This is a genomic window from uncultured Chitinophaga sp., from assembly GCF_937874145.1.
Lineage (GTDB): Bacteria > Bacteroidota > Bacteroidia > Chitinophagales > Chitinophagaceae > Chitinophaga.
On the sequence record NZ_CALNBI010000255.1, the window covers coordinates 1 to 10969 of the forward strand.

A 10969-nucleotide genomic window follows, 5' to 3' on the forward strand; every position below is an offset into this window, starting at 1 on the left:
GATAAATCCATGGGTCATGTTCTCGTTGATCTTTTTGATGTCGGCGATGGGATAACGGGAAGTAAGGCCGGTCGGATACCCGTTTTCTTTCACGATCACCGCATAAGGGTGGCCGTAACTGAGCGCGAGCTCTTCCAGGGATTTTTGGGTGAAGGCATTGCATTCCTGCAGCGCCACTACATCCGGGCGATGGGTTTTCACCCAATCCACGAACACTTGTTTCCCCTTGGTGGTGTCTTTCACCATGCCTTCGAGGATATTGTAACTGAGGACCCTCAAGGTGTCCTGCGCGCCCGCGGAAAGCGCGGCGAGCAGGAGGAGGCATACGGTGATGGAGCTATTTCTTTTCATGATGTTATTGGTTATAGGCTGGATTGGTGAGGATGCCGTTGGAGCGCATCACTTCTTTGTCAGGGATCGGGTAGAATTCGTGGTAGGGCATGGCGTTTTCCTTGATCACGGGATATTCTTCCGCGATGGTTTCGCTGATCCTGCTGAACCACTCGCCCCAGCGCACGAGGTCCCATTTCCGGCCGTATTCGCCCATCAGCTCGCGGGCGCGTTCCTTCTTCACTTCTTCCAGGAATTCGGCCTTGCCGGGATAGGTGGTCAATTCGAAATCGACGCTGGCGCGGGATTTCACGTCGTTGATGCATTGCATGGCCAGATCGGTGTTCCCCAGTTCATTGGCGGCTTCGGCGAGCATCAGCAATGCGTCGGCATACCGGAACACTTTCTGGTTGTTGCCGTCGGCGATGTTGGTCATGCCGGGATACCAGAATTTGGGCCCCATCCAGGGCTTGCCGGTGCCGTTGTTGGCCATGGGCCGCTTGAACCAGGTGCCGTTGTAGGAATAAGCCAGGATGATTTCCTTGCGCGGGTCTTCCAGCTCGTACAGCGACATCATATATTCCGAAGGCGTAACCGAGTTGAACGGATTGGCCGCACTGCCCAGCTCCGGGATGTTCACCCCGTCGTAAGTACTGGTGCCGGAGGCTTTGGTAGGGGTGAAGAAGGCTGCCACCTGGGAGGTTTTCTTCAAGCCGGCGGCCGACCACGTATACTGCACCTCGAAAATAGATTCCGGGGTGTTCTTGTTCCGGAAGTACGTATCCGTCAGCGGGTATTGCACCAGCTGGCCGTAGATTTTACGGATTTCTTCCATAGCGTCCGCGCAGGTGGTGTAATCCTTGTTCCACAGCGCGAGCTTGCCGATCAGCATATACGCCATGGGCGCGGAAATGCGGTTGTCTTTCACTTCCGACGTACGCGTCATCGGCAGGTGCGGTGCGTATTCCTTGAGCTCGTTGATCAGCTTTGTACGGGTTTCGCTGGCGCTCATCCGGCCGAGTTTCGCGATGGCTTCCAGGGCGCTCAGGCTGTTGACGTCGTCGGTATAAAAGGGCACATCGCCGAAGGAGCTGGTGAGGATGTAATAATACAACGCGCGCAGTGCCACCGCTTCGCCCTTCAGCGCGGGCTTGCGGTCCTCTGGGATCGCGGAATTGTCGATACCGGCGATGGCGGCGTTGCAGTACATCACGCCACGGTAGCAGGCGGTCCAGATATTATCGCCCATACCAGGATTGGCAGGGGAAATTTCCAGCTTGGCGTCGAGGTTGGATGAGTTGAGGAAAGCCAGGTCGGTCACCGATTCGACGGCGATCATAAGATCCTGCGCGAATATATTGGTCAGGTCGATATAACAGCCGTTCAGCGCGGCGATGGCCTGGTTCTCGTTTTTGAAGAACCCGCCGCCGTCCACGAAGCTGTGCGGTTTTTCTTCCAGCAGTTTGCTGCAACCGCCCAGCGCGAGCGCGCCGCCGATGAACAACATGGGAAGTATGCGGAGTTTGTTCGTTTTCATGTCTGGTGTTTTTAGAATTTCAGTTCTGCGCTAAAAGTGATCGTTCTGCTGGTCGGATATGCACCGTTGTCCATCCTGCGGATCGTGGAACCGCCGCTCTGGGTCGATACTTCAGGGTCATAACCGTTGTAATGCTTCCAGAGGTAGAGGTTGTTGCCCGTGAGCGCCAGGTACAGCGATTGCAGCCTTTTGCCGGTGATATTGCTCAGGTTGACGGGATACCCGATCGATACGTTCTTCAGCCGCAGGAACGTGGCGTCGTGCAGGAAGCGGTCGTTCGGGATATCGTCTTTCGAATCCGCCCGCGGGTAATCCGAATCCGGGTTGCGCACCGGGTGCCAGGCGTTCACCATGTAACGGAACTGGTTGCTGAGGTAAGTTCCCGTTCCCATGAACAATTCGGTGGGATTGTAAATCTTGCCGCCGAGGGAATAGTTGAAATAGAACGAGAAGCTGATCTTCTTATACCGGAAACTATTCTGGATACCGCCGTATACATGAGGATCGGCGTTGCCGAGATAGATAAGGTCGTTGTTGTCGAGCACGCCGTCTTTATTCTGGTCGATATAACGCTGGCGGCCGGGCTGGTAGAAGTTCACGGCGGAGGATGCGTATTCCTTCGTCTCTTTGTTCTTTTCTATCTCAGCCGTATTCTTCCAGACGCCGGCGTATTGCATGCCCCAGAGCGCGTTGAGCGGACGGCCCTTCACGTAGCCATACATCATATATTGTGCGCCATAGGGGTTGTCGTACACCGACACCCTTTCCAGCCCGCCGATGTCTTCCACGCGCTGTGAGTTATGCGCAGCGGTCACGGAGGTGGACCAGGAGAAATTCTTCCGGCGGATGTTTTCGTGGTTCACGGTGAGCTCTATCCCGCGGTTGGAAGTTTTGCCGATGTTGGCCAGGCGCGAGCCAAAACCAACGTGGGTGGGCAGTTGCACCGTCAGCAGCAGGTCGGAAGTGGAGCTCTGGTAAGCTTCCAGCACGATGTCGAGCCGCTTATTGAAGAACGACAGGTCGAGGCCGGCGTTGTAGGTGGTGGTCTTTTCCCAGGTGAGGCCTTCGTTGGCGATGCGCGAAGGATAGTAGGCCACGGGCTGCGCGCCATTGAACAGGTAGCCGCCGGTGGTGGACGAAAGCCTGGACAGCGCCTGGTAGCGGCTGATAGCGTCGTTGCCGGAAGTGCCGGCGCTGAGGCGGAACGAGAGCGTGCTCAGTTTGGAGAAGCGTTCCATGAAGGGCTCGCTGCTGATGTTCCACTTGAAGGCGGCGGAGGGGAAGAAGGCCCATTTGTTGTCGGCGGAGAAATTGGAAGCCCCGTCGCGGCGCATGGTGGCGGTGAGGTAGTACCGTCCGCGGTAGTTGTAGTTGGCGCGGGCGAGATGGCTCATCCGGCCGAGGGTTTCCAGGGAGGAAGCGAGGTTGATCGTTTCCTTGGAAGGCAGCGCGCCGAGGTCGTTGTTCTCGATGTCGTCGATGAAATACCCCTGCCCGCTGGCCGTCATGTTGTTGTAACGGCGTTTCTGCACGGTGAATCCGTACATCGCGTCGAAGTTATGATGGCGGTTGAATGTCCTTTTATATGTGATGGTGTTTTCGTTCAGCAGGTTGTTTTCCGCGTAGCTGCTTTTATACGCCAGGCCGCCGGAATTGGCGTTCATACGGGTAGGCATGGTGGATGGCGTGTACTGGTCGTTGGCCCGCGAAAAATCCGAATAGGAAATGGTGGACCGGATTAGCAGGTTTTTGATCGGCGTCACTTCCAGGTAGGCCATGGAACTAAGGCTCTTTTCCAGGCGGTCGTTCGTGCGCAGCAAAACGTTGGCGAGCGGCGAGTCGAACAAGGTGCCGCTGTACCATTGGGAGTTCCAGTCGTTGAAGCTGCCATCCGGTTTGTAGGCGGGAATGGTAGGGGAGAGGAAGATGGTGGAACGGTACCACAAAGTCTGTGTTCCCACATCGGCGTTGTTCAGCGCCCGGTCCACGTTCGAATAGTTGAAGCGTACGCCGGCTTTTACATGCTGGCTGATGGTGCGGTCGAGGTTCAGGCGAACCTGGTAGCGCTTCATGCCGCTGTTTTTGATAATGCCCTGGTTGTTGTTATAGTTGACGGAAAAGTAATATTGCGTGGCCTTGTCGCCGCCGGTGGCCGACAGCGTGAGGTTGTGGTAAGGCGCTCTGCGCGTGATCTCCTGCGTCCAGTTGGTGCCGGTGCCGAGGGAGAGCGGGTCGGGATAAGGATATTCTTCCAGCGGCTTGGTCTGGTTGGCCGTGCTGGCGAAGTAGTACCGGTCGTTCTGCAGCTGCGCGAACTCGGTGGCGTTCATGAGGTCGAGGTAACGGGGCAGCTCGGAAAAGCCTACGTCGTTGCGCAGCGTGAAATTGGTTTTCCCTTTTTTGTCGCCGCCGGATTTGGTGGTGATAATGATAACGCCGTTGCTGCCGCGGGAGCCGTAAATCGCCGTGGAAGATGCGTCTTTCAGCACGCTGATGGACTCGATGTCGGAGGGGTTCAGCTCATTAAGCGAAGTGATGGCGTCCATCAGCCCGTCCACGATATACAGCGGTTCGTTGCTGGCCGTGATGGATCGGGTGCCGCGGATGCGGACGGTGGTGCCCGAACCGGGTTCCCCGTCTGCCGAAACAAATTCCGCACCGGCGATGCGCCCCTGCAGCATCTGGTCCACCCTGCCCACGGGCACATCCGCCAGGTCAGACATCTTCACCGACGAAACGGCGCCAGTGAGGTCTTTTTTCGCCACGGAACCGTACCCGATCACCACTACTTCGTTCACGCTTTTGTTGGACGGCGCGAGCTTCACGACCAGCGGGGTTTTAATGTCCTTCACCGCCAGCACTTTCCTTTCAAAACCAAGATAGGAAATGAACAGGATGTCTTTGCCGTCGGCTTCGATGGTGAATTCGCCTTTCTCGTTGGTCTGCACGCCGCGGCTGGTGCCCGCAACGGCTACGGTGGCCCCGGGCAGCGGGTTGCCTTCTTCGTCCGTCACGCGGCCCTTTACCGGCGGCGCTTTGGACTGGCTGCCGGCGGTCGCCGGCGAAGGATCGGTGGCCCGCAGCCGTTCCTTGATCGTGATGGTTTTGTTGTTGATTTCGTAATCGATCGGCTGGCCGCTCATGATGGTGGTCAGGAAAGTGGCCACCGGCATGTTGCGCGCGTCTACATTCACCGGACTGGTTTTTTCCAGCAGCGAGACGTTGTAGAACACGACGTAGCCTGTCTGTTTTTCGAGCCGGGCGAAGATCTCCTTGAAGGAGAGCTGCCGTCCCGTCATGGAAATGGTCTGGGCGGTAACCCTGGCCTGCACCTGCAGGGAGAGGACTGTCGCCAGCATAAAGATCAGCTTCATGACTGTCAGTTTAGGTTTCATTCGAAGTTTTCGCAAGTTAAAGTGAGACATGATCCGTTGTCAAGGATTTAAAAGGCATGGGATGCCCGGCCTCAACCAGTGGTTTCGGCGTACGGGCGTGGAATTGCCGGTTTGGAAATTTTATGGTGTGATGATCAGCTTCCTGCCTTCGAGCCTGCAATGCACATCGGATATAGCCAGTATCCGCGTGATCTGCTGGAGGGAAAGGCCGCGTTCCATTTTGCCGCCGAACCGCAAAGGCGGTACGCCGTTCTCGTAGACGACATCTATATCGTACCAGCGTTCGAGCTGGTTCATGACTTCGCGGATATCGGCATTTTCAAAGTTGAACATGCCGTTCCGCCAGGCCGTTACCTGCAGCGTGTCCGCTTTCAGTACCCGCAACGCCGTGCCTTCCACTTGCGCCTGCTCGCCGGGCTGCAGCACTTTCTGGTTGACGGCCACCTTGCCCTGGAGCAGCGTGGCGGCGATTTGCGCGTCATTTCCGTAAGCAGATACGTTGAAGCGCGTACCCAGCACCAGCACCTCCGTTTTCCCGCCCGCTTTCACCCGGAAAGGCTTGTTGGCCATCGGCGTGATCTCGAAGTAAGCTTCCCCATGCAGTTCCACGGTTCGGTCGGATTTATCGAAACGCGTCGGGTACCGCAGGCTGCTGGCGGCATTCAGCCACACGCCCGATCCATCCGGGAGGGTTACGCGGAACACGCGGCCGCGGGGCGTGGTGAGCGTATTGAAAGTGGCCTCGCCGGTTTGCACATTATCGTAAGCCAGCGCTCCGCCAGACAATTTGACCGTTGCGCCGCCCTGCCGGGCGATCACGCCCTGAGACTGGCTGTCGAGCGGGATGGAATGCCCGTCGCCCAATGTGAGAATGGCGCCTTCGGCCGCTGGCAAAATATCCTGCACCGCCGTTGGGCTAACCGCAACGGCCTTTGTGGATGACGGCTGCCGCAGCTCCCGGATGCCGAAGTAGGCCAGCGCCAGCACTGCCGCCGCCGCCGCGGGAATGCGCAGTATGCGGTACAGCGATCTGCGTTTGGCCGGACGGGCCTGCGCCTGCAGGATGATAGACAGGATCTCGTTGGCGCGCCCGTCATCGACCGGCTTGCCGCTGGTGTCCGAAACGATGGCTTCGTCCAGCAGCCGTTGGAGGTCGGCGTCGTGGTCCGGCGTGGCCAGGAGGGCGTACAGCTCCTGTTTTTCCTGTTGCGTACAGGACCCCGACAGCAGTTTATGGAACAACTCGTCTAGTCTGGACATTCGGTGATTGGTTGTGCGTTCTAATAAAGGAGACAGTAAAAAATCGGGAGCGGGTCAGCCGGCGGAAAAATAATTTTCATTCATAATATTCCCTTAACAATAGTCAGGGCCGCCCAGGCGCCGAGGTGCGAAACGCAGTATACGCGGATGAACTGCATGGCGTCCGATAAATGGCGTTTTACGGTTTCGGGGGACAGGTTCAGCTCCATGGCGGCTTCTTCGCGCTTGAGGCCATGTTCTTTGATAAGGCTATACACTTTCTTCTGCTGGGGCGGAAGCCGGTCCACGGCCTGCCGGAGCACTTTGCGGTATTCTTTTTCCTGCAGGATGGCGGCGGGATTGTCGGAACAGGGGAAGGAATAGTCTTCCTGGCCGGTTAACGGCGCTGCCTGCATGCGCATGGCGGTTTGTTTGAGTAGATTGAAGAGATGGTTGCGGGTGATGGTGAAGAGCCAGGCCGTGAAATGCTCGATCTGCGGCAATTGTTCCCGCTTCAGCCAGACTTTCAGGAATACGTCCAGCAGCACTTCTTCGGCAAGGGCTTCCGAATCGGTCACTTTGTAAGCGATCGCGTACACTTTGTTCCGGAAATGATGGAACACTTCGCTGAAAGCCCTTTCATCGCCTTCCGCAACAGCTTGCAACAAGCCCCGCCCGATATCTTCTTTCCGCTCAGACATCCAATGAATTTAGTTTGCAAATATAATTTCGCCGGCTGGAAACTGACAGCCGTCCTTAATGCGGTCTCATGTCGCGCCCCCGGTCCGGAAACCGCTAAAAACGGCCGGTGGCTTGCAATTAACGTGGAAAAACACCCCGACTTATAGTGCCGGAATTAACGATAAGTTAATCCTTTTTGATTTTGGTCTGACCTGTTTCCGGGCAAAAAATACGAAAATTAATGACAAGGGGAAATTTCTAAAGGTTTCCTCAAAGCACCGACACCGTCCCTTTTTCCCGGATTTCCCTGCCGCCGAGGTCGATGCCCTGGAGGAACCAGACATAAGTGCCCCGCGACACCGGAACCCCGTTCCGCTTCCCGTCCCAGCCGGTTTGCAGGTCGCGGGTGGTGAACACGGTGTTGCCCCAGCGGTCGTACACGGTGAAATGCAGGAGCTTTTGCAGCCCGAGGGTTCTCAGCCGGAACACGTCATTAACGCCGTCGCCGTTCGGAGTGAAGGCGTTCGGCAGCACGACTTTTACCTCATCTACGACTTTCACCGTTACCGTCTCCGGGCTGCTGGCGCAATCCCCTTTTTTCAGGATCACCTGGAAATTAGTGGTTTGGGTGAGGCCCGGGATGTGGAACGTGCCGTCGGTGCTGGTAGCCAGCGGACTGTTGCCGCTTGCGGCAAATAACTGGTAAGTACCGTTCCCGCGGTTGTTCACTTTCAGCACGGCATCCATTCCGGCGAGGATTTCAAGGTCCGTGTAATCCGGCGGCGGGAGCATGGCGTTGATGTTGCCGATGAACACGGGCGTGCTTTCCACGATACAGCCGTAAGTGTCGGTGACTTTCAGGATGTATCTTCCGGCGGGCGCGTTCGCCAGATTTGCATCGGTAGACAAAACATCGCCATCCTGCTGCCAGGCGTAGCTGAAAGGAGGGGCCCCCATTGCCCGGATGCCGGTAATGGCGCCGGTGCTGTTTTGGCATTCGTCGTTTTTAACCGCCATGCCTGACTGGTCGATCGTGGGCAACGGTGGCATCAGGAGGGTGACGCTCGTTAACTTTTGCTCGCAGCCGTTCCTGTCCGTCATGTGCAGGGTGTAGGTCCCGTTACCGAGGTTGTCGAGGGCGTTGGTGGTGCCGATGACCGTTCCGGACGCATCAGACCAGCGGTAGCTGGCGGGCGTGGGACCGGAAGTGATGTCGACACTGATCGTACCATCGTTATTTCCGCAATATGGCGCTCTTGTATGGACCGTATGTACCACCTGTTGGGCGGTGGATTGTGGTATCCGGAAATTCTTTGTGGCACTGCAGCCGGTGGCATTTTCCATGAGGAGGTCGTAACTCCCCGCCGGTACGTTGGCCAGGTCTGCATCCCGCCCAACGACAGTGCCGGAGGCATCGGTCCAGGTGTAAGTTTCGGCATTTTGCGCCCTGATCCCGGTAACCCCGCCCGTGATCGCATTGCATGCGTTGGGAACGACAACCGTGGATGCATAGTCCGGGACGATTGCGCCTATGTCCCTCAGTTCAAACGTGTCCGATTCCGCAGCCGGACAACTACTTTCATCCGCATAATGCAAAACGTATTTCCCGGCCGGGACGCCCTGCAGCCGGAGGTCGCTGCCAACGGTGGCGCCACTGGCATTTTTCCAGGTGTACTGGATCACGCCCGTGCCGCTGACGATGATGTTGCCAATGCTCCCGGCAGGCTGGCCGCAGGCGGGATGTGCGAGCGTTGCGCCGGAAACATCGATGGTGGGGCCGTCCGCGTTGGTGATGATGAATGGCCCGGCCTGGGCGCTGCACCCGTTGACGGCATCGGTGATGGTCAGGTGGTACGCGCCGGACCCGACGTTCAGGAGCTCATCTCCCTGCCCGACTTCCTGACCGGCCGCGTTCGTCCACACTTTAGTGAGATTCAGGCCATACGTATAGACGTTGGTGATGCTGCCGTTCTTCTGCCCGCAGCTGCTGTTTCGGATATTCTCCCAGCTTCTGTCGATGGAAGGTGATTTGTCCTCGATCATATATGCACCGTAAAGCACTTTGCATTCCGGCTTATTGCAACCGGCGGAGTTGACGGCCAGCACGTATTGCCCGGCCGGTACGTTCTTCAGCGCGGTATCCGAACCTACAATATTTCCGTTCAGATCTTCCCAATGGATTTCGTGCCCGCGCAGCACTGAAATTCCCGTGATGCTGCCGGTGCTTTGGCCGCAGGCGGTGTGTGTGATGACGAGATTTTGCTGGTCGATTTTAGCGGTGGAATATTCGGAAGTGGCGCCGAAGGCATCCGTGGCGGTCAGTATAACGCCGGTTATCCCGGGCGGGAAGTTATAGCTCCAGTTGCCGTTGGCATCGGCTTGCATGGAAGTCAGGTATTTGCGGCCGTCGCATTTGGAAAACATGCTGCAATTATAAGGTGCAAACAACTCCAGGGTTGCATTGGGCGTGGCTTTCCCGCCGATGGCCGTGGCATTGCAGTAGGTAACGTTGACGAACGGGGCTTCTCTTCCTGCCTTGCCTTCTTGCCAATATAGATTGATGTTGCCGTAATAATTGCAGAACATTTCATTTTTCGAAATGGTTACCTGGTAACTTTCGTTCACGGAAATACCGACTCCGCCGGTGGCGATAATATTGGCATTCGCTTCCGTTCCACCGATATACCCCCTTTTGCTGCAATTATAAAGCAATATGCCGGTGCTGGAACTTGAAATGGACTTGGCACCGGTAATGTCGGTGCCGATTTTGTTCCTGACGATCTCAAAAAAGCCATCATGATTGGCGAGATAAATCCCGTGTTTTTCGTCGCCGGAAATCAGGTTGTCGGCGATATATACATCGGAAGTAGAAGAGGCCACATATACCTGCGGTCCGTCGATATGCCTTTTGCTGACCGTGCCCGCCGCATTGGTGCCGATGCGGTTGTTAACGACCTGGACGGCCCCTCCATGGCTGGACACATAGATGCCGCCGTATTCGCTGACCAGGAGATTCCCTTCCGCAGCGGTCATGCCGCCGAACAGCAGGTTTTTCATAGTATGGAACTCGGCCGATACCATATTGGCCAGGTCATAAATGGTGGAGGTTTCGCCGTCTTCTTCGATACCAATGATATTCGACTGCACTTTAATATCGTCTGTTTCAGCGCCATCCTGCGAGATGCCGCGGGAGAAACCGTTGATAAGGTTCCCTTTTCCCGGCGCGCCGATCGTGATATGATTACCTCCGGTTATTTTGATGCCATAAGAATCATTGAAAAATGCAATGGTGGACTTTAGCGCCAGGCCATAAATCTCCACGTTATCTATGTTGGTCAGCTGGAATATTTGCCGGACGTCGACGCCGGTGGAAAAGGGGACAGGCCGGATGATGACCCTCGCCGTGCTGATGCCCAGGACGGCCGTTGGCTGGGTAGACCCATCTATCACCAGGTTCCCCGAAAGCGCCGGGAGTGCAGATTCCAGGACGATGGTCCTATCGGCCCAGGTGGCGCCGGGTTCGGCGGAGTCGACGAGAATGCCGGCGGGGGTGTCGATGCGGAACGCGGCAGGGGTGAAGCGGACTTGGGCGGGGCGGCCGAAGAGTTCGCCGGTGATGATGTGGGGTTCGGCGGTGAGGACGAAGTTTACGGGGCGTCCGACGAGTCCCCACCCGTCGGGTTCGGAGAGCCCGGTGGGTCGTTCGGGTGCGAAACGTTCGATGTCGGTGATCGTGATCGGCGGGATGCCGGCCTCCTCCTCCTGCTCCTCATCGGGTTCCTCGCCG

Annotated in this window: 6 protein-coding genes; all 6 read right to left on the reverse strand. The window is 56.9% G+C overall.

The window, feature by feature from the left end:
- Positions 1 to 351 (reverse strand): endonuclease/exonuclease/phosphatase family protein (locus Q0510_RS12725; RefSeq protein ID WP_298712125.1); only part of this gene is annotated, 351 nt, incomplete at its 3' end.
- Positions 352 to 355: 4 nt separating this feature from the next.
- Positions 356 to 1867 carry a RagB/SusD family nutrient uptake outer membrane protein gene (locus tag Q0510_RS12730; protein ID WP_298712127.1) on the reverse strand — a complete coding sequence of 504 codons (1512 nt, stop codon included), beginning with the start codon at positions 1865 to 1867 and terminating at the stop codon, positions 356 to 358.
- 11 nt (positions 1868 to 1878) lie between these two features.
- Entirely contained in the window at positions 1879 to 5241 is a 3363-nt protein-coding gene (locus Q0510_RS12735; protein ID WP_298712174.1) for a TonB-dependent receptor, read from the reverse strand.
- 141 nt (positions 5242 to 5382) lie between these two features.
- Complete coding sequence (locus tag Q0510_RS12740) at positions 5383 to 6522, reverse strand: FecR family protein (protein WP_298712177.1); 1140 nt, start codon at positions 6520 to 6522, stop codon at positions 5383 to 5385.
- Positions 6523 to 6602: 80 nt separating this feature from the next.
- A complete protein-coding gene (locus tag Q0510_RS12745) occupies positions 6603 to 7202 on the reverse strand; it encodes an RNA polymerase sigma factor (RefSeq protein ID WP_298712179.1) in 600 nt (199 codons plus the stop codon).
- 250 nt (positions 7203 to 7452) lie between these two features.
- Positions 7453 to 10969: gliding motility-associated C-terminal domain-containing protein (locus tag Q0510_RS12750; RefSeq protein WP_298712181.1), on the reverse strand; the 3517-nt coding region annotated here is incomplete at its 5' end.